At 46.2% G+C, this 26,584-nt stretch carries 20 protein-coding genes, 1 pseudogene and 1 riboswitch; of the genes and pseudogenes, 4 read left to right on the forward strand and 17 right to left on the reverse strand.

Annotated elements, in window-relative coordinates; all coding sequences use genetic code 11:
• Positions 1-10: 10 nt before the first annotated feature.
• The 5 genes from DWX43_RS14125 to DWX43_RS14145 form a co-directional block, all read right to left on the reverse strand.
• Entirely contained in the window at positions 11-997 is a 987-nt protein-coding gene (locus DWX43_RS14125; RefSeq protein ID WP_207666094.1) for an ABC transporter permease, read from the reverse strand.
• Positions 987-2,507 (reverse strand): sugar ABC transporter ATP-binding protein, encoded by a 1,521-nt coding sequence (locus tag DWX43_RS14130; protein WP_243099315.1) that lies wholly within the window; start codon positions 2,505-2,507, stop codon positions 987-989. Before DWX43_RS14130 ends, DWX43_RS14125 begins: the two co-directional genes overlap by 11 nt.
• A 149-nt stretch (positions 2,508-2,656) precedes the next feature.
• Positions 2,657-3,673 carry a LacI family DNA-binding transcriptional regulator gene (locus DWX43_RS14135; RefSeq protein WP_109731641.1) on the reverse strand — a complete coding sequence of 339 codons (1,017 nt, stop codon included), beginning with the start codon at positions 3,671-3,673 and terminating at the stop codon, positions 2,657-2,659.
• A 250-nt stretch (positions 3,674-3,923) separates the two neighbouring features.
• Positions 3,924-4,901, reverse strand: a complete 978-nt coding sequence (locus DWX43_RS14140) for a hypothetical protein (protein WP_118620732.1) — start codon at positions 4,899-4,901, stop codon at positions 3,924-3,926.
• A gap of 424 nt (positions 4,902-5,325) precedes the next feature.
• On the reverse strand, positions 5,326-6,105 hold the full coding sequence (locus DWX43_RS14145) for a class I SAM-dependent methyltransferase (RefSeq protein ID WP_118620733.1): 780 nt from the start codon (positions 6,103-6,105) through the stop codon (positions 5,326-5,328).
• A gap of 101 nt (positions 6,106-6,206) precedes the next feature.
• Here DWX43_RS14145 and DWX43_RS14150 point away from each other — a divergent pair, with 101 nt between their 5' ends.
• Together DWX43_RS14150 and pepI are read left to right on the forward strand one after the other, a co-directional pair.
• Positions 6,207-7,112 (forward strand): LysR family transcriptional regulator, encoded by a 906-nt coding sequence (locus DWX43_RS14150; protein WP_118620734.1) that lies wholly within the window; start codon positions 6,207-6,209, stop codon positions 7,110-7,112.
• A 124-nt stretch (positions 7,113-7,236) separates the two neighbouring features.
• Positions 7,237-8,118, forward strand: a complete 882-nt coding sequence (gene pepI, locus DWX43_RS14155) for a proline iminopeptidase (protein ID WP_118620735.1) — start codon at positions 7,237-7,239, stop codon at positions 8,116-8,118.
• 155 nt (positions 8,119-8,273) lie between these two features.
• On the opposite strand, the gene DWX43_RS14160 is transcribed toward pepI, so the two are convergent.
• The 7 genes and pseudogenes from DWX43_RS14160 to thiE all read right to left on the reverse strand — a co-directional run bounded on the left by DWX43_RS14160 (position 8,274) and on the right by thiE (position 15,292).
• Positions 8,274-9,473 carry a glycine C-acetyltransferase gene (locus DWX43_RS14160; RefSeq protein ID WP_109731636.1) on the reverse strand — a complete coding sequence of 400 codons (1,200 nt, stop codon included), beginning with the start codon at positions 9,471-9,473 and terminating at the stop codon, positions 8,274-8,276.
• Positions 9,474-9,494: 21 nt separating this feature from the next.
• On the reverse strand, positions 9,495-10,538 hold the full coding sequence (tdh, locus tag DWX43_RS14165) for an L-threonine 3-dehydrogenase (RefSeq protein WP_182440707.1): 1,044 nt from the start codon (positions 10,536-10,538) through the stop codon (positions 9,495-9,497).
• A gap of 177 nt (positions 10,539-10,715) precedes the next feature.
• Positions 10,716-11,969 (reverse strand): annotated as a pseudogene (locus tag DWX43_RS14170) (alpha-L-fucosidase); the annotation flags it as partial.
• Between the two features lie 156 nt (positions 11,970-12,125).
• Positions 12,126-12,848, reverse strand: a complete 723-nt coding sequence (locus DWX43_RS14175) for a FadR/GntR family transcriptional regulator (RefSeq protein ID WP_118620738.1) — start codon at positions 12,846-12,848, stop codon at positions 12,126-12,128.
• On the reverse strand, positions 12,845-13,723 hold the full coding sequence (locus DWX43_RS14180) for a DMT family transporter (RefSeq protein ID WP_109731632.1): 879 nt from the start codon (positions 13,721-13,723) through the stop codon (positions 12,845-12,847). Before DWX43_RS14180 ends, DWX43_RS14175 begins: the two co-directional genes overlap by 4 nt.
• A gap of 52 nt (positions 13,724-13,775) precedes the next feature.
• The gene (gene thiD, locus DWX43_RS14185; RefSeq protein WP_118620766.1) at positions 13,776-14,582 is read right to left on the reverse strand and encodes a bifunctional hydroxymethylpyrimidine kinase/phosphomethylpyrimidine kinase; all 807 of its coding nucleotides are present in this window, start codon (positions 14,580-14,582) and stop codon (positions 13,776-13,778) included.
• 32 nt (positions 14,583-14,614) lie between these two features.
• Positions 14,615-15,292, reverse strand: a complete 678-nt coding sequence (thiE, locus tag DWX43_RS14190) for a thiamine phosphate synthase (protein WP_118620739.1) — start codon at positions 15,290-15,292, stop codon at positions 14,615-14,617.
• Positions 15,293-15,343: 51 nt separating this feature from the next.
• A riboswitch (TPP riboswitch) is annotated at positions 15,344-15,452 on the reverse strand.
• Between the two features lie 160 nt (positions 15,453-15,612).
• Here thiE and DWX43_RS14195 point away from each other — a divergent pair.
• Entirely contained in the window at positions 15,613-17,316 is a 1,704-nt protein-coding gene (locus DWX43_RS14195; protein ID WP_118620740.1) for a GGDEF domain-containing protein, read from the forward strand.
• A 40-nt stretch (positions 17,317-17,356) separates the two neighbouring features.
• Here the strand turns inward: DWX43_RS14195 and DWX43_RS14200 are convergent, their stop codons facing one another.
• The 5 genes from DWX43_RS14200 to DWX43_RS14220 are packed head-to-tail and all read right to left on the reverse strand — an operon-like array spanning position 17,357 to position 25,290.
• Positions 17,357-21,217: a PAS domain-containing protein gene (locus tag DWX43_RS14200; RefSeq protein WP_118620741.1), complete on the reverse strand. Its 3,861-nt coding sequence runs from the start codon at positions 21,215-21,217 to the stop codon at positions 17,357-17,359.
• Positions 21,218-21,241: 24 nt separating this feature from the next.
• The gene (locus tag DWX43_RS14205) at positions 21,242-22,678 is read right to left on the reverse strand and encodes a DEAD/DEAH box helicase (RefSeq protein WP_118620742.1); all 1,437 of its coding nucleotides are present in this window, start codon (positions 22,676-22,678) and stop codon (positions 21,242-21,244) included.
• A gap of 46 nt (positions 22,679-22,724) precedes the next feature.
• Complete coding sequence (locus DWX43_RS14210) at positions 22,725-23,642, reverse strand: SufD family Fe-S cluster assembly protein (protein WP_347559304.1); 918 nt, start codon at positions 23,640-23,642, stop codon at positions 22,725-22,727.
• Positions 23,635-24,384: an ATP-binding cassette domain-containing protein gene (locus tag DWX43_RS14215; RefSeq protein WP_109731626.1), complete on the reverse strand. Its 750-nt coding sequence runs from the start codon at positions 24,382-24,384 to the stop codon at positions 23,635-23,637. Before DWX43_RS14215 ends, DWX43_RS14210 begins: the two co-directional genes overlap by 8 nt.
• A 27-nt stretch (positions 24,385-24,411) precedes the next feature.
• Positions 24,412-25,290: a LysR family transcriptional regulator gene (locus tag DWX43_RS14220; protein WP_330582256.1), complete on the reverse strand. Its 879-nt coding sequence runs from the start codon at positions 25,288-25,290 to the stop codon at positions 24,412-24,414.
• Between the two features lie 237 nt (positions 25,291-25,527).
• Between DWX43_RS14220 and DWX43_RS14225 the strand changes: the two genes are divergently transcribed.
• On the forward strand, positions 25,528-26,535 hold the full coding sequence (locus DWX43_RS14225; protein WP_118620744.1) for a YeiH family protein: 1,008 nt from the start codon (positions 25,528-25,530) through the stop codon (positions 26,533-26,535).
• Positions 26,536-26,584: the final 49 nt, after the last annotated feature.

The following is a 26,584-nucleotide window of genomic DNA, read 5'->3' on the forward strand; positions in this document are numbered from 1 at the left end:
CTCTCCTTTTCTAATTCTTCTTTGTTTTCATGTCCAGTAACACTGCGACGGCAATAATGATACCCTTGATAATCTGCTGATAGTAGGACGACACTCCCATAAGAATCAGTCCGTTGTTGAGAACTCCGATTATCAGTGCGCCAATTATTGTTCCGCCTATCTTGCCAACACCGCCTGTCATACTTGTCCCGCCTACTATGACGGCCGTGATCGCATCCATCTCATACCCCGCTGCTGCAGTCGGCTGTCCGGATGTAATTCTCCCGGCGAGCACGATTCCTGCAATACCACACAGCAGCCCGTTTAGTACATAGGTACAGAATTTGACCCTCGCTGCATTAATTCCTGAAGCAATCGCAGCATTTTCATTCCCTCCCACAGCATATATATGGCGTCCGTATTTTGTTTTGTTCAAGACAATCCAGATCACAACAGCCACGATAAAAATAACAAGCACTGGTGTCGGGATACTTAAACCGCCTGTCTTATTCGGGTCCCAAAGATATCCGTTGCCGATCTTGATATAGGCAGCATTAGATATCGTATGCGGAACACCATCCGCAGCCAGAAGCGCAATGCCCTTTGCAATGGACATCGTCGACAGAGATGCAATGAATGGGGCAATCCGCATCTTAGCAACCAGAAGTCCTGTCCACATGCTCATTACTGCCGCAGCAATAATCCCAGATAACAGAGCCGGCAGCAGCAGATCCGGATATTTTTCCAGAATCATGGCTGACACCACTCCCGCAATTGCGGCCAGCGGCCCGATAGAAAGGTCGATTCCCCCGGTGATAATAACCAGTGTCATCCCGATTGCCAGAATGCCGTTCGTGGAGATCTGCCTGAAAACTCCTATAATATTGGACATTGTCAAAAATGTCGGGGAAGCAATCGCAAATCCGATACACATCAGGAGGAATATCCCCATTAAGGCATAGCTTCTGACATATAATGCAATATTCTCATTACTTAGTACCGATTTCTTATTCTTCATTGTTCACATACTCCTTCCCGCCCAAAGCACACGCAAGTATCTCATCCTGAGAATATTCACCATACCGGAATTCTCCTTTGATCCTGCCTTCTCCCATTACCATGATCCTGTCACTCATCCCCATCACTTCCGGAAGCTCCGAGGAAATCATAATAATCGCCATTCCTTGTTTTGCAAACTCACACATCAGAGAATGAATCTCTGCCTTTGCCCCGACATCAATTCCGCGGGTCGGCTCATCCAATACCAGAATCTTCGGGTTTTGTATCAGCCATTTGGAAAGCACAACCTTCTGCTGGTTGCCGCCAGACAGATTTCCCGCAAGCTGGTTCATACTGCTCATCTTTACTGATATCTTCCCTGCAATATCCTTACACTCTTTTTCTTCTTTCCGGCCGTCAAGAAACAGCTTTCCTGCAAACCTGTCCAGATTTGGCAGAGCTATATTTTCCCGGATCGACCTGCAAAGCACCAGTCCATACTCTTTCCTGTCCTCTGTCACCATCGCAATCCCCGCCTCGATTGCCTGATGGGGATTCTTGATATCCCGTGTCTTTCCGTCTACAATGATCTCACCGCTTTCATAGGGGTCCATACCGAATATGCTCTTAAATACCTCGCTTCTCCCTGCACCGACCAGTCCGTAAAAACCAAGGATCTCTCCCTTTCTGACATGAAATGAAATATCAAAAAAACGCCGGGAATTAAAATGTTTCACTTCTAACACAGGTTCTTTAATCTCCACAGGTACTTTTGGAAAGATATTGGAAAGCTCACGTCCAACCATCATATGGATCAGGGTGTTTTTATCAATCTCACCCACTCTCTTTGTATCAATATATTTTCCGTCCCGCATGACAGTAACTGTGTCCGCGATCTCAAATATTTCTTCCATGCGGTGTGATATGTATACGATCGAAACCTGTTCCTTTTTTAACTCCAGAATCTTTTTGAAAAGAACTCTTATTTCATCATCTGTCAGTGAAGAAGTAGGTTCATCCATGACGATCAGCTTTGCCCCTGATGAAACAGCCTTCACAATTTCAATCATCTGCATCTTTGCAAGGGAAAGCCCCCTCATCTTTGCACCGGGCCTGATATCCAGTTCAAACTTCTTTAAAAGTACTTCAGCTTCCTCCTCCCCTTTCTTCCTGTCCACAAAAATGCCCTTTCCCCTTGTAAACTCTCTGCCAAGAAATATGTTCTCTGCCACTGTCATATCTCTTACGGGATTCAATTCCTGATAGATCATTGCAATCCCTTTTTTCAGTGCCGAGGCCGGATTTTCCACATGGATCTCCTCTCCGTTGAACCAGATATGCCCCTTGTCAGGCGAGAGCAGCCCATTTAGTACTTTCATCAGCGTTGACTTGCCTGCACCGTTTTCTCCCATCAATGCATGAATCTCTCCTCTTTTCACGGTGATTGCGGCTTCATCCAGTGCCCTGACCCCGGGAAATGCCTTACAGATCCCTTCCATCTTTAATAGCTCTTCTTGCAAATTCTTCACCTCATTTTCCCTTCCTTTTCAATTTCTGCAAACGTTTACATATTTTGGTAAAAATTTTGCTGGAAAACGTTTATGGAGTTGATCCCCCATAAACGTCCTCCGGCATCCCTTTCGCTTACCTCTTAAATCAGCCCAAAAGCAGGAAACCGTTATATCTTCTTTACACTTTGCCCCACTACAATAGACGGTCTTAAAAGTATCTGCTGCGGCACCCGCTTCTCCTCTTCCTTTTCCTCCAGACGCTTAAGAAGCAGTTCTCCTACCCGGCTGCCGATCAGATTCTCAGGCTGCCGTATCGTCGTGATACTCGGACTGATCAGCTGAGCTTTATCCTGTACATCAAAGCCGACCAGTGAGATGTCTTCGGGGATACGGAGTCCATATTCCCGAAGTGCTTTAATAGCCCCAAAGGTCATCTTTTCAGACGTTACATAAACAGAGGTAAACGGATGCTCCTCAATGTTCTGAATTAACTTTTCCATACACCTGAATCCGTCATTCTCCTTATAATTCCCATACTGTATCAAATGTTCGTCCACAGGCACCGCCCGTCTGTTAAGAGCGTTCAGATATCCTTCACGCCTTGCAAAACCAGTCGTCTCCTTCACGGAACCGATAATCGTGGCAATCCGCTCATGTCCCTGTTCGAACAGATAATCAACCGCCATGCTGCTGGCCTGCACATTATCAATCGTAACCGAGTCAATCCCCTGAAGTTCCGGTATATTATCTATAAAAATTACAGGAAGGCTGGGAAGGTACTTCTTCACATTACATCCTGAAAGATCTACTGTTGCAAACACCAGGGCATCTATTCTTTTCTGCTGCAGAAGTGACAGATATTTCTCTTCATTCTCTTTCTTCTCGTTTGTGTCGGCTACGATAATCGTATATCCCTTTGGTGAAACAATCTGGTCAATCCCTTTTATAATCTCCCCAAAAAATGCCTCGCAGATATCAGGAAGGATAACGGCTATAGTCTTGGTGGACTGAAGCTTCAAAGAACGTGCTACTTCGTTGGGAACATAATTATATTCTTCCAGTGCTTCAAGTACCCTTTTCCGGGTCTCTTCCTTCACATACTCTTTATTATTAACCGCCCTCGATACTGTCGCAACTGACATATTTAATTTCTGGGCGATATCCTTTAACGTGCTGGATTTCATAAGTTCCTCCTCTTGCAAACGTTTTCTGATAACGTTTACAATTTGAGATTAACACCTTTTATTTTATCTGTCAATACATATCCCCATCTCAGATTCTTTTTTGTAAAATATACACAAAAACATCGTATTATTTTCTGTTATTTTTCTTTTACTTTTGTTATTATCTAATATTTGTATCTGCGACAGATGCACATCTGTAAATAGTAACGCCCCACATCAAGTATATGGGGCGCATACATTTATACACAACTTAACTATTAATTTCCTTTTGCAAGTCCTTTATCTCTTTCTCCGTTAAAATAGTCACTACCGCTTTAACCTGTTCCAAAGAAATCCCATTAGACAGCATCCTTTTTACAATCTCGATTTCATTTTCTTTAGCGGCTTTCTTGGCAGTTTTTTCAGAGTCCTCTTTTGCCTTCTTAGCGGCCTTCTCTGCCGCCTCCGCAGCTGCTATAGCTGCCTTCTCCGCAACCTCCGCAGCCACTTTTTTCCCATACTCAATCTTTTCTTCTTCGAATAATTTCGATACCTTTGTCAGCATAATCCATTCCCTCATTTTCTTAGAATCTTCGTTATCTATCACCTTATCTGCAAATACCAGTATACCGGCAAGTATGAAGACCTGATCCTGTTCGTCCTCCACCTGCTTCGCCAGATCGAAGCAGCGCCGGATGCACGCTTCTTTCTCTTCCTTCCCCCGATGTGTCAACGGGAGGATTATAAACTGCATCTGTTCCTCCGCCGTTAAAGGCTCGCCGCGGTTAAGCTTTTGTCTGATTCCATCTTCAATCTTTATAGAATCCAGCTCCATCAGGAATGCTTCCTCCAGCTGAAACTGCAGACAGCCGATATCCAGACATGGCCTTGTCTGCCCCGGATCTATGTCCGCCGTGTAAATCACGATCATACGGATCCTGCGCATGATATTGTCCTCCGTCATACTTCTTTTTAAAGTACGAATAATATAATTCAGATACTTTATCTTATCCGCATCTGCATATGAACTCTCATAATCAACCAGTGCAAGTGAACCATCCTCCAGTAAAAACAGGTTGTCCAGCCGCAGTTCGTTTGCCTCTATCACAGGCAGGTTCGTGGGAAGTACCTCTACAATCCGGGGCACCTTCACCCCGTAGGCAGCAAATGATTTGTCTGAAAAATGTTCAGCCAGATACTTTGCCGCAATGTCTTTGTTCTGATACGCAACATGATTTTCTTCTGACATAAATGTCCTCCTTCTTTCCGGTGGATATGCCAGATGCCACGTAAAATGTACTCTCCTATCTTTTATTATATACACGGGACCGTGCTGTTTCAATCTAGTATTACCATACAAAAGGTCCAAAATTGTATATGGTGGCATAAAGTGGAGGACATCTGGACACTGACCATATTCACCTTATTTAGTTTTTAGTTCATCAAAACTGGTAATTTCCGGCTGAACCGCCAAGGAAATCAGATTTATCTTCTACACCATGTAAAAAATAAGATTCAGACCTTAGAATTTTATGAATAAAACGGTCTGGGATTTTGATGTGAAGTCAGTATAGCACTGCCTGGTGTTTTATACAAGACAAAGTTTCCGCTATTGGATGCCCTGCATCAAATTGAAGCAGGGCCAACAGTGGAAATCAAGTTTTCACCATTCCCTATTTAACAGCATATACTCTTATTCTGCGAAATGTTTCAAAGCAACTACCATCCTTCTGATGTGTCTTTTTAATCATTTCTTCAACTACTTCTTGTCGAAAAGTATTTTTCAAATCATCTGGAAGATATTGTAAAAATGGAACAATGCTAGGCTGATCTATCCATTTTATCATTTCAGAAGAATCTGAAAAGAATCTGTCTCTATTTATTTCAGAAATTGAAGTTTCAGAAAAACCAATCGAAGAAACCAGATTTTCATATTCAGATAATGATGGCATATACCACGGCCACTCGAAATTTTCAAAATTTTGTGTATATCTTTCATCTTTTATTTTATTTTGAACAACCTCAAAAAAATTAGAACAATTACCAGAAGCTCCAAAGTCCCATAATATAACCCCATTCGTTTTTAATGCTTTATAAGCTTTTCTTAAAAGTTTATTATGGTCTTTTATCCAATGCAATGCAGCATTAGAAAAGATAATATCAAATTTATCTGCAAAAGACAGATTGTTAATATCCATCTGTATAAACTCTAGATTGATTTTTTTAATTTCTTTCGCTGTTTCAATCATTCCTGTGGAAGCATCAATACCTATAACTTTTCCATTAGGCACAAATGATGATAATTGTTCTGTAAGGATACCATCTCCACAACCTAAATCTAAAATAGTTTCATCTCCTTTTAATGCTAACTGGGAAATCAATTCTTTTCCCCATTCTTTTTGATGTTTAGACGATTGCTTATATTTCTGACCATCAAATTCAAATATTTCCATAATACGTCCTCCTTGTTTTGATTGAATTATACTATTCGCAATGATATAATTCAAATATATGGTTTTTATATAATATATAAATCAAATTTATAGGAGAATATATGGATACATTTGATAATTTTTCTAAATATAAAATATTTCTTTCTGTTGCAGAGAATGGCAGTATCTCTAAATCTGCCAATCAACTATTTATATCCCAGCCTGCTATAAGCATTGCGATAAAAAAACTTGAAGATAATCTTAATACCACGCTATTTATAAGGAAATCAAAAGGTGTCGAATTGACAGAGAGTGGACGAATATTATATGACAGTGTAAAAAGGGCATTCAATATACTGTCAGATACAGAAAACAGCCTCAGATTCCCAGAAAGTACAGGACAATTACGAATTGCTTCCAGTAACGTATTATGTAAATATTTTTTAATTCCTTATCTTAAAGCATTCATCTATTCATATCCAAATACTGATGTTTCTATTACCTGCACTTCCTCAGCAGGAGCGTGTGCAATGCTTAATGAATGCAGCATAGATTTAGCTCTGGCAGCAAAGCCCGAAAATATAGGTGATGCCAATTACTATTCTCTGGGAAAAATTGAATATATATTTGTTTGTACTCCCTCATATTTTGTCAGATTGAATTGCAGGAATGATGAAATATTTGAATATGGAAACATCATGCTTCTTAATAAAGATAATATTTCCCGCAGGCATATCAACGCATATTGTGCCCGAAATAATATATATCCATCTCACATTCTCGAAGCGAATGAAATGGACGTATTGATTGAATTTGCTAAAATGGGCATAGGAATATCCTGCGTTGTAAAACAATTTGTTATGTCTGAGTTAACATCTGGAATTCTAACAGAAATAAAACTGTCGAATCCAATCCTGCCTCGTGAAATAGGTTTTCTATACAACCGGTTAAAACCTTTTAATGATAATATCCGGAAATTTATAAACACAGGTATTAACAGCCTGGATGACGTTACCGGGTGCATCTGAAAGGAGTAAACCAGCCGGTTATTTTGTGAAAGATTTCCCATGCGTAGAATTGAAACTCTAAGACAAGTCTGCTATAATGGAGAAGTATTAAAAAGAGCCGTAAAACGGCAAGGAGGGTACATATATGAAAGTCATTGAAGGTTATATGCCGTATCTGGGGTACAAGACTTACTACCGCATCGTTGGGGAATGCAAAGGTAACAAGAAGCCGCTTGTTTTACTGCACGGCGGTCCTGGCTCCACACACAACTATTTTGAAGTACTGGACAGACTTGCTGAGGAAGGACGCGCTATCATCTCCTACGATCAGATCGGCTGCGGTAATTCTTACGTGGACGGACATCCGGAGCTTTGGTGCTCAGAGACATGGGACAATGAGCTGATCGAGCTGAGAAAGCATCTCGGACTGGACGAAGTGCATCTGTTAGGACAGTCATGGGGCGGAATGCTGGCAATTGAATACCTCTGCGATTACAAACCAGAAGGTGTTAAGTCAGTTATCCTTTCCAGTACACTTCCGGCTGCTGAGCTGTGGGCTCACGAGCAGCACCGTATGATTAAGTTCATGTCACAGGAAGATCAGGATGCGATCGCAAAGGCTGAAGAGACAGGTAATTTCGATGATCCTGCATATCTTGCTGCTAATGAGAGATTCATGCTGCTCCACTGTGCAGGTGAAGTGACAGAGGATTCTCCGGAATGCCTGCGCCGCCCGAAGAAATCCGGTACTGAAGCTTATGTTGCGGGATGGGGACCGAATGAGTACAACCCGACAGGAAGCCTCGGCGGATGGGAGTACCGTGATAAGATTGGCGATATCAAAGAACCTGCCCTGATCATCAACGGAACAAATGACCTTTGTACACCGTTTGTAGCAAAGACAATGTATGACCTGATCCCGAACTCCAAATGGGAGCTGTTTGACGGATGCAGACATATGTGCTTTGTAGAAGAAAATGATAAGTACTGCAAGCTCGTTAGCGAATGGATGGAGAAGTACGACTAATCAGTGATCTGATTGGGACAGCTTTTCAAAAAAGAACGGGAACTTTCACCTAAGACTATATGGTGTAAAGTTCCCGTTTTTCTTTGTTTTTAGAATACCCGGTATTTATTCATTTAAACAAATACCGGATAACTTTCGGCTATGACCGTTACTCATTACGCCTGCATTTCATCTCTTACTTCTATGAAAGATTTTACAATGTAATCAATATCTTCCTTCGTATGAGACGCGCATACCTGTGTCCTGATTCTTGCTTTTCCTTTCGGTACTACCGGATAGGAGAATGCTACTACATAGACTCCTTTTGCCATCATGCGGGACGCCATCTCGGTTGCCTTGCGCTCGTCATAGAGCATAATCGGCACGATCGGGTGTACTCCCGGGATAATGTCAAACCCAGCCTCTGTCAGCTTCTCACGGTAGTATGCAGTGACTTCTTCCAGATGATCTCTCAAAGAGGTATCCGCTTCAAGGATTTTGAAGACTTCCATACTTGCCTTTACGATCGCCGGTGCCAGAGTATTGGAGAAGAGGTACGGGCGGCTTCTCTGGCGGAGTAAGTCGATGATCTCTTTTCTTCCACTTGTGTATCCGCCTGATGCCCCGCCTAATGCCTTGCCGAGCGTTCCCGTGATGATATCAACTTTATCTGTCACCCCGCAGTACTCTGCCGTCCCGCGTCCTGTCTTTCCGACGAAGCCTGCTGAGTGGCTGTCATCTACCATGACAAGTGCATGGTATTTCTCTGCTAATTCGCATACGCCTTTTAAGTCGGCAATGATGCCGTCCATTGAAAATACACCGTCTGTCGCAATCAGCTTGATTCTCGCGCCCGCTTCATCGGCTTCTTTCAGTTTTGCCTCCAGGTCTTCCATGTTGTTGTTTTTATAACGGAAACGTTTTGCCTTGCACAAACGTACCCCGTCGATAATGCTGGCATGGTTCAGCTCGTCACTGATGACCGCATCGTCCGCTGTCAGGATCGTCTCGAAGAGACCTCCGTTGGCATCAAAACAGGAGGAGTACAGTATCGTATCTTCCATTCCAAGGAAATTGCTGATTGTCTTTTCCAGCTGTAAATGGATGTCCTGTGTTCCGCAGATAAAACGTACGGATGACAGGCCGTAGCCTCTTTCGTCATATGCCTGCTTTGCAGCTTCGATAATCCTCGGGTCGTCGGCCAGTCCAAGATAGTTGTTGGCGCACATATTGATTACTTTTCTGCCGTCTTCCAGACTGATCTCTCTTCCCTGAGGTGAACAGAGGGGAGTTTCATTCTTTAACAGACCGTCGTCTGTAATTCCTTTGATCTCGTTTCTGTAAATGTCTAATAAGCCGTTCTTCCATTGTTCCATTTCCAAAATCTCCCTCTTTTATTATCGTTCTTCGTGAATATGGGTCCAGTCCAGGACTACCTTGCCTGAATTGCCGCTGTTCATGGCTTCGAATCCTTTTTCGTAATCACGGATGTCGAATCTGTGTGTAATGATCTCGCTGATGTCAAGACCACTCTGGAGCATGGTCGTCATCTTATACCATGTCTCCCACATCTCTCTTCCGTAGATTCCTTTGATTGTCAGCCCGTTGAAAATGACCTTCTCCCAGTTGATGCGGGCATCTGCCTTCTGAAGTCCCAGAAGCGCAATCTTTCCGCCGTTCTTCATGTGGTTGACCATGTCATTGAAACCGGCCTGGTTTCCGGACATCTCAAGCCCTACATCAAAGCCCTCTTTCATACCGAGTTCATGCTCTACATCTTCCAGCTTTTCTTTCCCAATGTTCACAGTTCTGGTTGCACCAAGCTTTTTCGCAAGTTCCAGACGGTATTCGTTCATGTCGGTCACGACTACGTGTCTGGCTCCTACATGTCTGCTGATTGCTGCCGCCATACAGCCGATCGGTCCGGCTCCTGTGATTAACACATCTTCCCCAATCATGTTGAACGCCAGAGCAGTATGTACTGCGTTTCCGAGCGGGTCAAAGCAGGAATATAACTCTTCCTCAATGGATGAACTGCATCTCCATACATTCTTCGCCGGTATTACCAGATACTCGGCAAATGCTCCGTCGCGGTTCACGCCTACGCCCTGCGTGTTCCTGCACAGATGCGGCAGTCCTGCCAGACAGTTCCTGCACTTCCCGCATACGATATGGCCTTCCCCTGAGACCATCTCGCCGATCTTAAATCCTTCTACATTCTCCCCGATCTCAACGATCTCCCCGACATATTCATGTCCGGCCGTGAGACCGATCGGAATTGTGTTCTGTGCCCACTCGTTCCAATTATAAATGTGTACGTCGGTTCCACAGATTGAAGTCTTATGGATCTTAATCTTGACATCGTTCTTCCCTGTTGCGGGGATTTCCCGCTGTCTGAGCCACAGGCCCTGCTCCGCCTTTTCCTTGACCAGTGCCCACATCAGATTTCCATTTTGCTCCATTTGAAAAACACCTCTCTTTCTGCAAATTGCCTCTTTTATGAAAATACTCCGGCATCCTGCCGTTTATGTATCCCCTTCAGGCAGTCTTGCTACGCCCTATATTATATCACGAATCTTTTTCCCGTGAAAGACTTGATAAATGATTCTGTCCGCTTTCTATCCGCGGATTGGTTCGAATATTGGTTCCTCTTCCTCCAGTTCGATACATACCGCGTATTTTCTCCCGCGTTTCAGGTCAGCCGGGAGGTCTACCTCAACCATACTGTCTCCTTCGCAGATTTTTCTTGCACGGCATACAAGCTTCTGCCCATCTCTGACCAGATATGCACCCTTTACCCTGTTGGCAACATTGAGAAGTTCAATCCTCATCTGGGGCCTTAACACATGTACATAGAGTTTATGGTCCTTTCGGGTAAGCTGGGCCCATTCCAGATCGTACGGGTACAGATCGACACGTTTCGTGCCGAAAATGGCTTCTGCATTCTCCCTGACATATTTTCCTACTTCACTTAGAATCTCACAGGATCTTTCCGGCACCTTACCTGTCCCGTCCGGTCCGATATTCAGCAGATAGTTGCCGCCCCTGCTTACAATCTTTAAGAGGAGCCTCAGGATATCGTCCGGCTCTTTCCAGTTCTCGTCATCTTTGTTAAATCCCCATGTGTCATTCAGTGTAGCCGGTACTTCCCAGTCACCTTCATATGGGAGCCTCGGAATAAAATTATCTCCGGTGGAAAGATATTCTCCCAGGCCGTTTCCGATTCTGCCACTGATAATACATGCAGGCTGGTATGATTTTACAAGTTCGATGAGCTCCCGGGATTCTTCCTCTTTCATATCCATAGGAGTATCAAACCAGAGTATCGAAATCTCCCCGTATTCTGTAAGCAGTTCCTTTAACTGGGGAATACACTTGTTGTCCATATACTTTCTGAAATTCTTATGACTGTTGTCTTTGCCGTATGCATATCCGTCCGGATCATCCCAGTCCTGTGCCTGAGAATAATACAGACAGAACTTCATGCCGTATTTCCTGCATGCAAGCTGGAATTCTTTTAAGACATCCTTTCCGTACGGTGAAGCTTTCACAACATTGTAATCACTGCATTTGGAATCCCACATGGCGAATCCTTCATGATGTTTTGACGTGAACACCAGATACTGCATTCCCCATTCTTCCTTCGCACGCCTTACAATATCTTCAGCCGAGAAATTCTCCCCGCGAAACGACTTCGCAAGCTCCCTGTACTCTTCTGCTGGAATGTCAAGATAATTCATGATCCATTCCGCAATATGCTCTGTCTTCTGGCCTTTGTGCTCCCCTCCCAGAAGGGAATACAGTCCCCAGTGTATGAACAGGCCGTATTTTGCATCTTTAAACCATTTCTGCCTCGTGTCTTTCATGCTTTCTTCCTTTCTCTTCCTTTCACCACTTTCTGCCCGCCTTACTCCGGTTTTACATGTCCGGGCGGCGCTCCTAACTTGTCATACCGGTTGAGTGGTCCAACCAATTGTTCTATAAAGTTATCATACTCATTGTTTGTTCTTTTGTCAACATATTTGCCCTCATTTTTCCTCCATTTTTCTGTCCCGTGAGCCCCTATTTTCCATGATCAGAGTCTGGTCGATCAGAAGAATTTCATCACATGCCTTTGCTGCGGCTTCGGTATCCTTACGGCTGATCGCATCCAGCAGTTCCCGATGCCTTGCAACTGTTCTTAAGCACAGCTGTGTGGACTGCGGCAGGATGCTGTAATATTCATCAAATGCCTCTATCATTTTTTTAATCATCTGGGCCAGCATCTTATTGCCGGAAAGTTCTGATAAACGGTAGTGAAACTGTTTATCCGTGTCAGATTCAAAGACACCCCTCTGGCTGCTGTCCTCTATCCGGCCAAGCAGGCTCTCCAGTTCCTCTAAGTCTTTTGCAGCTACACGCTCTGCAACCAGACTGATAGCGTATTTTTCAAGCTCGGTTTTAATATTCAGCATTTCCAGATAGTTGATCTTAACAGATTCCAGATACAGGGAAGATTCCTCCTCGACGTGTGCAACATAGGTCCCGCTGCCGATCTGTGAAGAGATGATCCCCTGGTTCTCAAGAACCCTCAGTGCCTCACGAACAGTGTGGCGGCTGGTCTGGAAGCTTGCCGCGAGCTCCCGTTCAGAAGGGAGCTTATCCCCCGGCATCAGGTGGTTATTCTTGATATAGTCTGAGACTGCATCTGCTATCTTGGTATACAGCAGGTCTTTGGATACCGGTGTAATTAATGAAATCCCATTTTTCATGCATGCGTCCTCCCTTCGTCTTTCCCACGGTTATTATACAGGAACATCAATACTGCCATCACACAGATCACAGCATACCCCATCCAGCTTAACACGTCCGGAATCTGTCCGAACACGAAGAATCCCAGCAGTGCGGAGAATACAATCTGTGAATAATCATAGACGGAAATCTCCCGTGCCGGGGCATGGAAGTATGCCGCTGTAATGCTGAACTGCCCGCCTGCCGCACAAAGACCGGCAAACAGCAGATAAACAAGCTGCATGGCACTCATCGCATGATACTGGAAAATGAGGAACGGCAGCGTTACAACACAGGAAAATGTGGAGAAGGTGAATACGACAAACGGTCCCTTCTCCCCTTTCTCACCCAGCAGTCTGACATAAGTGTATGCCAGTCCGGCCGTGAGCCCGCCTAAGAGTCCGACCAGTGCCGCCGGGGACTGGAAAATATGTGCCGTCGGCCTGATGATCAGAAGGCTTCCCAGAAACGCCCCAGCCACAATTAGAATCTGCGGGGGTTTTATTTTTTCTTTTAATATAAAGAAACTGAAGATGATGACAAAAAACGGGGACATCTTATTCAGCATAGAGGCATCTGACAGGACCATCCTGTCAATCGCATAATAGTTGCAGAGTATCCCGACCGTCCCTGCTGCGGAGCGTAGAAACAGGTACTTGATATTTTCCCGTTTTCCGGAAAACCAGACCCTGTCCTTTTTTAAGATGGCGAATGCAAAGACAAGCGCCACCAGATTTCTGAAAAAGCTTTTCTGTACGGACGGCAGGTCACCTGACAGGCGTACGAACATATTCATAAGTGCAAAACAAAAAGCGGATAATACAATGTAAATAATTCCTAAATATTTTTTCTTCATATACCGTCTCCCACTCAATAGTCTGACCGGCATTTTCGGAGCCGATATATTATTATATGTTCTTTTTTGAATTTCTGCAACCCATTACAAAGGCATGGTCCAGAGGTCCGCTTCCTTTTCCTAAGTCAAGCATGGCCCTAAGTGCGCCTGACAGGTATTCTTTTGCCCGTTCAACAGACGTCTCCAGATCATATCCTTTTGCCAGATTTGAGGCTATCGCGCTGGACAGGGTGCATCCTGTTCCGTGTGTATTTGGATTTTCAATCCTTTTTCCCAAAAACCACCGTGTCCCGTCCTTCTGGTATAGCAGATCATTGGCATCGCAGGTCCTGTGGCCGCCTTTTAAAAGGACCGCGCATCCGTACCTGTGGTAAATGATTCCAGCAGCGTGCACCATGTCTTCTTCTGACCGGACCGTAAGGCCGGAAAGGACCTCTGCCTCAGAAATATTCGGGGTAACAAGTGCTGCCGCAGGGAGCAGCTTTTCTTTTAAAACAGCTTCTGCGTCTTCATCGATCAGCCTTGACCCGCTTGTTGAAATCATGACAGGGTCTGCGACGATGTTACCGGCCCGGTATTCCTTCAGTTTTTCTGCTGCTGCTTCTATGAGCCCTGCAGTGGGCACCATCCCGATCTTTACCGCATCTGGCCGGATGTCGGTAAAAATGCAGTCAATCTGCTTTTTTAAAAATTCCGGCTCCACCTCCATGATTCCTGCCACACCGGTCGTATTCTGGGCCGTCAGTGCCGTGACCGCACTCATGGCATAGACGCCGTTTGCCATCATCGTCTTGATATCCGCCTGTATACCCGCACCGCCGCTGCAGTCACTCCCTGCGATTGTTAATGCAGTCTTCATAGCCGTACTTCCTTTCTTATCCTGTCCGTTTATCATTGGTTTACCATCTTTTCAGACAGCCGCTTGAGATTTCTGGCCGCCTGTTCAATATCCGGCCGGGCAAACAAGGCGCTTACCACCGCGATTCCACACAGCCCGTTTCCCGCAAGCTGAAGTACATTGTCCTCCCCGATTCCTCCGATTGCAATGACAGGGATATCCACCGCTTCACAGATTGCCTTTACCGTGTCTCTTTTCACCTCTACGGCATCTGCTTTCGTGTCTGTCTGAAAAACTGCCCCGACCCCAAGATAGTCTGCCCCGTGTTCCTGCGCCCGCAGGGCCTGCTCCACAGTCCGGGCCGTCACCCCGATGATCTTGTCCTCCCCCAGTATCCTGCGCGCATCCAGGGCATCTATATCCTTCTGGCCGACGTGCACGCCGTCTGCATCAATCGCAGCTGCAATATCTGCATGGTCATTGATCACAAAGGGGACCTGATAGTTCCTGCAGACCTCCCTTATTTCTTTAGCCTCTCTGATAAAAGCCTCCTTATCCAGATATTTTTCCCGAAACTGGATAAAAGTAACTCCCCCTTTTATGGCTGCCCCGACCTGTTCTGCAAGCGTGGCGTCCCCAAGCCATGTGCGGTCAGTCACCGCGTACAAAAGCATGCTTTCCCTGCGGCACCTAGTCTTCTGCCCTTTAGCTGTTCCCAAAATCCTTTTCATACAATTCCTCCTTAATAAAAAAGCAGATATACCAAAACAGGTATATCCGCAAAGTCTGCTTCCATATCTCCCTACGTTGGCATTATCCAAATCAGGTTACGGGTCTAAGCAATATCAGCTTACTCTCAGCCTGCTTACGCAGGCTCCCCTTTTTCATATCATCGTTCTTAATTATACACTTTCCATCAATATTTTCAACCACAGACTCAATAGTTTTTAAGATTGTGAAACTCTGCCTGCCTCTATTTTCATTTCACACCGGTTCGAAAGTATGATATAATATCAGTCAAAGCGAATTGCAGTAGAAAGGAGGAGCATCCATGAATGAACCAGGCCAAAAAGTAAATAAGTCCGGGCATATCTATTTGGGGGTCATCCTGCTCACCCTTCTTATATATACTTTTTCAATCGTGTCCTCCTGTTTACAGAATGATGCACCATACAGCCGGTTTCAGGATTCCGGAATTCGTTCTTTTTCTGAAGACTGGTACATTGCCGACAGTTCAGGAACTATAACAACAATTCCCGAGATCAGTAAATGGAAAGAAGATTCTCAGGGGCCCGTGACATTTTCTAAAACACTGCCGGAACTCACAGACTATGACTGCCTTTTCATTGAAGTGAACTACACCTATATCAGAGTATTTGTCAATGATTTATGTATCTATGACTATTCTGCCGGCAAGATTAAGGCGCCATCAGGTATGACAGGACATTTTACTGCCCAGATTCCCCTGAATACAGACATGGGCGGACAGACCGTTTCGATTGAAGTCTATCAGCCTTACAAGCTTCTTCAAACCGGCTTGAATTCCATTAAACTTGGCACGGGGAGCGCTTACATCACAGACTATCTTTTTTCTCATATAGAATTGATTATAAGCCTGTTTTTTATGCTCATTACCGGCATATTCCTGCTGGCCCTTTATCTGTGGCAGAAGAACAGAGGCAGATGGGAGGGCTGCAGCATGCTGCGTCCCCTGGCATTTCTTCTTTTATTATCTGTAATCTGGGTTTTCACAGATTCCCAGCTGCCACAGTTATTCTGGAAGAACCCGGTCATTGTATGTGTACTCTCCTTTTATAGCTTTATGTCTCTGCCAATTCCTGTATTTTCATTTGTCGGTAAACTTTGCCCCGATAAATATGGCATACTGACCAGAGTACAATTCCTTCTGCTGCTTAATATAATGATACAGGGTGTTTTATTTTCACTCAATATCTTCAGTTTTGTAGAAATGCTCCCTGTTACACATTTCCTGATTGTATTCAGTGTAATTGTACTTCTCATATTCCTGTTGAAGCGTTACAGGAAGGACCGGTCGCCATATGCCCGGCCTATGCTGGCAGCTCTGATTGTGCTGATCGTATCAGCCTTACTTTCTCTGATTCAGTTTTACATATCGCCCCAGACGGACAACAGCCGGTTTCTGCGGTATGGCTTTTTGATGTTTATCGGAATCATGGTTTATATCTGTATCCGGGTTATGCTATCCTTCATGCATGATTACACAGAACACCAGATTCTCAAGGACCTTGCTTATAAAGATTTCCTCACCGGGGTTGAGAACCGTCTTGCGTTTGAAAACCTGATGGACGAAATGCGGGGGTTTGATATGCCTGTTCCTATTTCGCTTTGTTCTTTTGACCTCAATAATTTAAAAGTTACGAACGATACCTTCGGACATAAAGCCGGCGACATCATCTTAAAGGCGGCGGCCCTGTGCATTACAGATACTTTTCAGGGACTGGGACGGGTCTTCCGCATAGGCGGAGACGAATTTGTCGTGGTCATTCAGTCCCCGGGTGTGGATCTGCCCGGCCTCATTGAGAAACTAAAAGACCGGATCGACAGGGAAAATGAAACCTGTGAATTTTCCTTTTCCGTTTCTTCAGGATATGCATCATCTGAGGCCGCCTGTGGGAATGCCATGAATCTGCTGTTGAGGAAATCAGACATGGAAATGTACAAGGATAAGGCAGTATACCGGGAGCAGATACACAGGTGTATTGATGAAAATTAAACAGTAATGCAAAGGCCCCGGATACGCTCCGGGGCCTGTTTTATATCTGATTTAACTTCTTGTTCCTTGAAATGCATCTTCCTAAGAGCTCCATCATCTTATCTACGTCAATCGGTTTTGATAAGTGTCCATCCATACCGCTGTCCATTGATTTTTTCGTATCCTCATCAAATGCATTGGCAGTAAGTGCAATGATCGGTATTGATCTGGCATCCGCCCGCCGGGATGTCCTGATCCTGCGGGCAGACTCCAGACCGTCCATTACAGGCATACGGATATCCATCAGCACGGCATCGTACGTCCCAGTCTCTGCCCGGCAGTATGCCTCCAGCGCCCCAAGTCCATCAGATACACAGGTGACTGTGAATCCATGCATCTCGAGGATGGTCTTTGCGATCTCACTGTTCATTTCATTGTCTTCTGCTAAAAGAATATGGTATCCAGTAAAGTCCATAACCGGACCCTGCTGCTCATCCTGTTCATCCGTTTTTTTCTCTTCTTTTGCATAATCCAGTATCAGGGTAAAGAAAAATTCGGATCCTTTTCCAACTTCACTGCGTACTTCCAGTGTCCCGCCCATCATCTGAATGAGACGGCTGGATATGGAAAGGCCCAGCCCTGTCCCGCCGTACACAGCCGCCGTTGCAGAGTCTGCCTGTTCAAAGGCATTGAAAATACGCGACATCGCTGCCTCTTCTATTCCGATGCCGGTATCTGTCACGGAAAAACGCAGCACCGCTTTCGGCTCCTCTTCCAGTGTCTCTACGCGCACAACTACACTTCCCTGATCTGTAAATTTAATTGCATTTCCGATAATGTTGACCAGTACCTGATTCAGCCGCAGGCTGTCCGCTGCCAGACAGCATCTCTTACGATATTCATTTTCAAACAGCAGAGACAGATGCTTTTCTGCCGCCTGCACACGGAACATGGACTCCAAATTCATAAGCAGTTGGGGCAGATCCACGGCACTGTAGCCCAATTCCATTTTGCCGCTCTCAATGCGTGACATATCCAGTATGTCATTAATAAGCTCGATCAGGTACGTGTTGGCCGATTCGATTTTCTCCAGGCATTCCCGCGTCTTTTCCCTGTCACCGAGTACACTTTTTGCAATCGTTGTCATGCCGCTGATCGCGTTCATGGGAGTCCGGATTTCGTGGGACATTCTGGAAAGGAAATCCGTTTTTGCCTGACTGACCGCGTCTGCTTTTGATTTCATGATAAACGACGGGACAATCTTGACCAGTTCCTTCAAAAGCTTTCTCTGCTCTTTCGTCCACTCATACCCTTCCTGATCCACCTCGAAGCTCATTGAGCCCGCATATTCCCCGTAATTCCAGATACCCGCATGAAGGCAGGATGGAAAACGGGAAATTCCCTCTCTTACATTCTCCTGAGCCAGACCATCCTCATCATACATATGTGCACAGATATCAAAGTCTTCTTCCGAAGCATAAAAATCCTGCCCCAGCTGAAGGTCAGCCCTGTTACGTGCCCACTGATAGGAAAAGTGATAGCTTAAATAAGCTTTGCTTGCCTCAATAATCGAGACCCTGTCGAAATGGTAAGTCTTCCCAATTCTCGCAAGCAGCAGGAAAACTGCGTCATTCAGGTTCTTTGCCTTTCCTAGCAGATCGAGCGCAAAGGATACCAGATCGGCCGAAGCCGCAGGCCCTCCCGCCTCAATATCATTTACCAGATGTTCCTCTGTGTACAGCTGCGTTAAGAAAACCCCCAGTTCATTGGACGTATCCAGATAACATGCCGCCTTGCCCCTGTCATTTTCCTTTACATATTTCAAGGTACTCTCTGCACACCGGTAAAGCCCGTTGTAATCATCACAGACTTCGGTACTGCACATTCCGATGCTGACTGATACATGAACGTCTTTTTCCGTGTTCGTCAGGATATTGCTGACCAACCCTGCGATGCGCGGGCCGTTGACAGTGGCCTCACACTTATTGCTGTGTTTATAAAAAAGCATAAACTCGTCACCGCCGAGACGAACCTGAATATCATCCGGCCCGCTCTCCGCACGGAGGATGTCCGCGACCTCCTGCAGGATGGCATCTGCAAAAATACTGCCTTCCTTATGATTGATATCTTTGAAATTGTCCATATCAAGCAGCATCATGACCCCGTGGTCACCGGGTTCTCTGTTGTTTAAGAAGTCCAGAACACAGGCAATGCCGATTTCTTTTTTGTACAGCCCGGTAAGGCTGTCCCTTGAACGGGTCTCCAGAAGGGCCGCCTCTACTTCTTTCTGGCGGGTGATGTCCTCTACAATCCCAATCACAAGTCTGGGGGTTTTGTCTTCCTCACTTATAATTACAGACATGGTCTCCCTGCACCAGAAAGAGCCGTTCCTCCCCCGGAATTCACAGGAAGCTGTCTTAGCCCCCTTATGAATCTTCTCGTACATCTCATAAAAAGCAGGTCTGAATTCTGCGTCCACCAGATCCCTGGCGATACTCTCAGGCATATTCTCGTAAAGCTCCTGACACTGGTACATTTCGCATGTTCTTTTCGGTACCACACATTTTTCTGTCTCGGGATAGTAATAAAATTCACAGGTGGTCGTATGTTCCAGTGCGAGGTGGATGATCTCATTGCTGGCTTTTACCTGCTCCGACAGCCTGCTGCTGCGCAGTTCCGCTTTTTTCCGGGCATCAATATCAAGATATACACTCTGGATATATACATTGCCTTCTTTATCTTCCAGTACCTCCGCACTTCCGATGATCCAGCAGGGGGTGCCGTCCTTCTGGCGTACCCTGTACTCGTACCGCCTCATATCTCCGGGCTTCTGCAGGCCGCGTGCCTCCCGGAGAACCTGGTCACGGTCCTCCTCCACAACCAGGCCCGCCAGATCCCACTCTTTGATCTTCCAGAATTCTTCTTCCGTATAACCGAACAGACGGACTGCCTCCCTGTTCGCCCTTATGAAAACCACCCGGCCGTCAGTAAGCCGGTATTGTACGATCCCGCACAGAACTGACTGGAACAGATGGTCATACTGTCCTGCCTGCCGTTTCTGTTCTTCTGCCTGCTCCTCAAGGCGCTGCCTCGACTCTATTTCCACAGTAATGTCACGCACTACACTGAGGCAGATATCACGCCCGTCCTCGGAGCGCCCCAGTTTTCCTACATCATTCACCCAGATATAACTGCCGTCCTTTTTCCGCATCCGGTACTGCACTTCATAAGGCCTGTCCCCCAGACAGGCATCTGTCACAATACTTTCAACCAGCCCGCGGTCCTCCGGGTGTACACAATTAATCAGTTTACCATCAATGGCTTCTGTGTACTCTTCATATGTATATCCCAGATAATCCAGCAGAAAATCATTGATATAATAAAGAGGGAAATCCGGCGGCTCCATATAGGCACCCATCATTCCCCCGGGGATGCTCCTTCCTATAATGTCAAGTGCCCTGCTCCCCAGCTGGTATTCCATCTCGAAACGGCTGAGGCCTGAGGCCGGGAAGAATTCCCCTTCCTCCTGCCGGCTGTCAGGGGTTGACGCATGAACCGCTGCAATCCGGCATTCTTCATCCTTCTGTGACACACAGACCGCACTGACCCGGAACCAGATTATATCCGCGTCCATTTCGTCCGGATATACAGATGCTGTAAGCAGAACTGCGGCACAGCGTTCTGAGATCAGGACCTCTTCCAGACTTTCATATTCAATATGGCATGATCCCGGTGCCTGTGAGAACTCCATAAGCAGAGCCTGCTTTGCCTGTTCCCTTCCGTAAACCATTTCCGACCTGCCTGTCCCGACCCACTGTACCTCTTCTGTCAGGCAGTCCATTGTTGCTTCTATATCTCTCTGGGTCAGATACGCGTCGAAAAACCTCTTGACCGCTCTGACTGCATCTCCCGGCTGGATCATATCCCCACCTCTTTCTCAGGCTGGCTACAGCCTTGTTTTTCTGACTTTACGTATCTTCCCCTTGATTGGTTTCGCCTGCAGAGATTCTAACACCTGATTTCCTTTCCCGTTCAGAACTTCCACATAGCTTATGCTCTCCCTGATATCCACAATGCCGATATCGGACGCCTCCATCCCCTCAATACTACAGATCGTCCCTACAATATCTCCGGCACGCATCTTGGATTTACGACCGCCCCCGATTGACAGGCGGGTGATCCCTTCATTCAGGGCAGCTCCTTTTTTGGGTTTTGCTTCCGTTTTGATACGCTGGGATTTCCAGAATGCTTTTTCCTTTTCTTCCCCTGCCAGAGGCGACTTAATTACCGGAAGCTCCCTCCCTGTATACTTCTCCACCTGTTCCAGCATCCTTCTGTCATCAATAGTCACAAGGCTGACGGCCGTACCGCATCTGCCATTTCTGCCTGTCCGGCCGATCCGGTGCACATAGGTTTCCTTCCCGGTCGGGAAATCGTAGTTCACCACATGGGTGATCTGTTCAAAATCAATCCCCCTTGCCGCCACATCTGTTGCAATCAGAAAACGAAAACAACCCCTCTTAAATGCGTCTACTGTCTTCAGGCGCTCCCTCTGCTCCATCTCGCCGTGCAGCATCCCACAGAATATCCGCCTTCTCCGGAGCTTCTGGAAAAGGACATTTGTCATCTCCCTTGTACCGCAGAAAATCATGCAGCTCTGCGGGTTCTCGTCGATAAGGACATCAAGCAGGGTTTCATACTTGCGTTCCTGGTCTGTCTCATACAGTTTCTCAGTAATTACTGGTTCCTGCTCATTTTCTGCTTCCTGAAACACAAGATCTGCATCCGGGATATATCCATCGGCAAGTTCCTGAATCTCCGGTTTCAGTGTTGCAGAAAACAGCGATACCCTGCAGCCTGCCGGGACCAGAGAGAGAATCTTCTTCACTTCATCTATAAATCCCATGTCAAGCATCAGGTCCGCCTCATCTATTACAAGCCATTCTACTTTAGCAAGCTTCAGACTCCCTCTTTCAAGGTGATCCATCATACGCCCGGGCGTCCCTGTCACGATATGGGACTTCTGGCGCAGCGACCGGATCTGCTTGTCGATGGGAAAACCGCCGAACACTGCCACTGACTTCAGACGCTTTTTTCTTCCGATATGGAACAGTTCCTCGCTGACCTGAACTGCCAGCTCACGGGTCGGTTCCAGCACCAGTGCCTGGGGTGCATTTTCCTCCCAACTAATGTCTTCACAGACAGGGATGGCAAACGCGGCCGTTTTCCCGCTGCCTGTGGGGGCTTTTACGATAACATTCTTCCCCGCAAGCATAGGCGGAATCACTTCCCGCTGTATTCTGGTCGGTTCTCTGTATCCCAGACCGCTTAGTGCTTCCAGAATATCTTCTGAGAGCCTGTAATTGTTAAATTCATTTGTCATTCACTTTTTCCTTCTTCATTCCCGGCACTGCTCCTTCTTGCATGGATCAGTTCAGGAATGTTTCTATGATTACCGCCTCTGCCTCTTCCTCTGACAGTCCGAATGTCATGAGCTTTGTCAGCTGCTCACTATTGATCCTTCCGATCGCGGCCTCATGCACGATCTGGGCATCTACATGATTCGCATTGATTTCCGGGATCGAGCTGATCCGGGCCTGATCCATGATGATGGAATCACACTGCACATGGGCGTGGCACAGGGCATTTCCGACTGCCTTCGGGTGGAATACCTGTCTGGATGTCCCCTTCGCAACGGATCGTGAAACGATTCTGGCTGAACTGTTCTCACCATTTAACTGCACATCCATATTCGAAACCGCGGTCTGTGCCCGGTGCGTCATAAGCTTCTCTGTTACATACAGCTTCGCTCCCTCTGCCAGTTCGATAAAGCTTTCCCGCTCTGTGGAATCTACGCCTTTAATCTGCGTGGTCTCCAGCGTAAATACTGAATTCTCGCCCACATAAATCTTGGTGACAGGGTTCAGCACCTTATCCCCGCTTCCCGTTCCTTCCGCATAATGGTTCTCCACGTACTTCACATTCGCGTTCTTCCCTACATGGAAGGCGTGTATTCCGTCATGGCGGCTCTCGCTGCATCCGTCGTTATGGATTCCACAGCCGGCCACGATTGTGACGTCCGCCCCGTCTTCTATATAAAAGTCATTATAAACAACATCCTTCATGCCCGGCTCGGACATAACGACCGGTATGTGGACCTGCTCCTGTTCTGCCTCCCCACTGATATAAATATCAATCCCCGGCTTATCTTCTTTTTTTACGATCCTGATATGGCGGCTGTCACCGTGGCACACTGCCATGCCGTTCAGGCGGAGGTTAAAGGCCCCTTCCTGTTTAAAACCATAAGAATCAATGACTTTGAGTACGTTTTCCGCTACTTCATTCAGCTTCACAGATCTCACCTCCCTTTTGCATGCCGCATGTGCATGACTCTGCCTCCTGCCCAAAAAGCTGCGGCATGACCGTCTTTGCAGCCCCTATAGATTCTACCTTTCCGTCTGAAATGACCATAATACGGTCAGCCATCTGGATGATACGCTCCTGATGGGAAATCAGGATCAGGCTCTCCTTCTTGGCTTTGTGTATCTTCTCAAAACGTTTGATCAGCATGGAGAAGCTCCATAGATCGATTCCTGCCTCAGGCTCATCAAAGATACAGATGTCGTGTTTCTTTGCGAGTACCGTCGCAATCTCGATACGCTTCATCTCCCCGCCGGAAAGCGTCGCATCTGCCTCCCTGTCAATATATTCCATCGCACATAATCCCACGCTGCTTAAGAGTGAACAGCACTCATCCTCGGAAAGCTTTGTTCCTGCCGCCAGAGATAAAAGCCGTCTTACGGTCATCCCCTTGAAACGCGGCGGCTGTTGGAATGCGAACCCCATGCCTGCTTTTGCCCGTTCATTGACCGACATGTCCGTAATATCCGTCCCATCCAGATAAATCTTCCCTGCCGTCTGCCTGTTGATCCCCATCAAAAGCTTAGCCAGTGTGGACTTGCCGCCCCCGTTCGGGCCGGTGATAACGAGCATCTCTCCGTCTTCCACCGAGAAGCTGACATCAGAGAGAATCTCAGACTGCCGGCCTTCTTCGGATACGTCATATGATAAATGTTCTACCTTTAACATCTTTGCACTTCCTTTTCTCCATGATAATCACAGTTTGGCTTCCAATTCAGAAAAACGCCTGAATAAAGCCTGATAAGTATCTGCGTAGATACTTCCGCGCCTCCAGATAAATGTAAAATCATGGCTGATCTGAAAATCCTTTAGTTCAATCTGCTTTAATTCACCGTTTTCCAGTTCTTCACGAACTGCGACTTCATATAAAAATGTAATCCCTAAGCCCTCTTTTGTCAACTCCTTAATCGTATGGAGGCTCCCTATTTCTGCTGTTTTCACGAAATCTTCCACACAAAAGTTCTTAGAGTCAAGATAGCGTTCCAGCACCTCACGTGTTCCTGATCCCGGCTCCCTAAGAAGCAGCCTTTCGTCAAACAAGTCCTCCAGTCTCTTCACCTTTCTGTGAAATGGATAAGACGGACTGCACACTGCGATGTAATCTTCAGTTGAATAATGCAGAAAATCATATTCACTTTTTTTAAAGAACCCCTCTACAATTGCAAAATCGATGTCTCCGTGGTCCAGTTTGTGGAGCAGTTCCTGTGTATTCGCAACCTCCATGTGGAGATGCGCATCCGGATACACGCTGAGATACCGCTTCAAGATCCGCGCCATAACGATCTCCCCGACCGTCATCGTGGCGCCGAACCGGATATCCTGAAATCCTTCCGACAAATGCCGGATCTGGTTTTCCAGAGAAATCTCGTCATGCATCATAGTCATAGCCGCACTGCGCAGCATCTCTCCGGCCGGAGTCATCTTAAGCTTCTTCCCCTCATAGCGGAACAGCTTGACCTGATAGTGCTTCTCCAGATACCGTATATGCTGCGATACAGCTGGCTGTGTGATATTCAGTTCTTCTGACGCCCTTGTAAAATTCATGCACTGGCATACGGTCAAAAATGTCTCCATCCGGAAATCCTGCATAGTTTCCCCTCGTCTCACTGCTTTTCTATTTCTATCATAATATATTTTTATGATAAAATAAAGATATATAATTTTATTTTATAATTTTTTTATGCTACTATAAGAACACGGCAGGATACATCCAGAATTATCCAGTTTATGCATATGGTTACTGTATACCATCAGCTCAACTGCCGCGAAATTTAAATGTTATCTTAGTAAGAGGAATGGAGGATATTTATTATGAACTTTTTGAAAAAGAACGGACCGGGGCTTTTGTTTTGTCTGGTGATTGCGGTGCCATCCTGGTTTTTAGGAAAAGCGGTGCCGGTCATCGGAGGTCCTGTTTTTTCTATATTAATCGGCATGGTCTTAACACTTCTGATCAGGCAGAAAGATACCGTACAACCGGGTATCACCTATACTTCCAAAAAAATTCTGCAGGCTGCCGTCGTATTTCTGGGATTCGGCATGAATCTGACAGAAATCCTTGCAAAAGGGCGGCAGTCACTGCCCATCATTATCTGCACAATCAGCACATCCCTGATTATTGCCTTTATCCTGTATAAAGCTTTGAAACTGGATCCGAACAATGCCATCCTTGTCGGAGTCGGCTCCTCAATCTGCGGTGGTTCGGCCATCGCGGCAACAGCGCCGGTCATCCGCGCAACAGATGAAGAAGTCGCACAGTCTATTTCTGTCATCTTTCTGTTCAATGTACTGGCCGCTTTGATCTTTCCGACATTGGGCGGGCTGCTCCACATGAGCAATGAAGGCTTCGGGCTCTTTGCCGGAACCGCCATCAATGACACCTCTTCCGTCACCGCGGCGGCTGCGGCATGGGACGGCATTCATGCAAGCCATACACTGGAAGCTGCCGCAATCGTCAAAATGACAAGAACTCTGGCGATTATCCCGATCACCCTTGCCCTTGCCATCTATGGGGAAAGAAAGGAAAAAAAGACCGAAGGATCTTCCTTCAGTCTCAAAAAAACGTTCCCGTATTTTGTCCTGTTCTTTATCCTTGCGGCTGTTGTAACGACCGTATTCCATCTTCCGGTCAGTGTCACAGCGCCGTTAAAAGAACTGAGTAAGTTCCTGATCATCATGGCGATGGCAGCAATCGGACTGAATACAAATATTGTCACGCTCGTCAAGACCGGGGCAAAACCGATCTTCACCGGGTTCTGCTGCTGGGTCGGGATTACCGGGGTCAGTCTGCTGATGCAGCATTTCATGGGTATCTGGTAAAAATTCTGCATAAGAGAAAGGCCGGAATCAGACGTTATTGTCTGAATCC

This window comes from Clostridium sp. AF19-22AC (assembly GCF_003479085.1).
GTDB classification, from domain to species: Bacteria; Bacillota; Clostridia; order Lachnospirales; family Lachnospiraceae; genus Faecalicatena_A; species Faecalicatena_A orotica.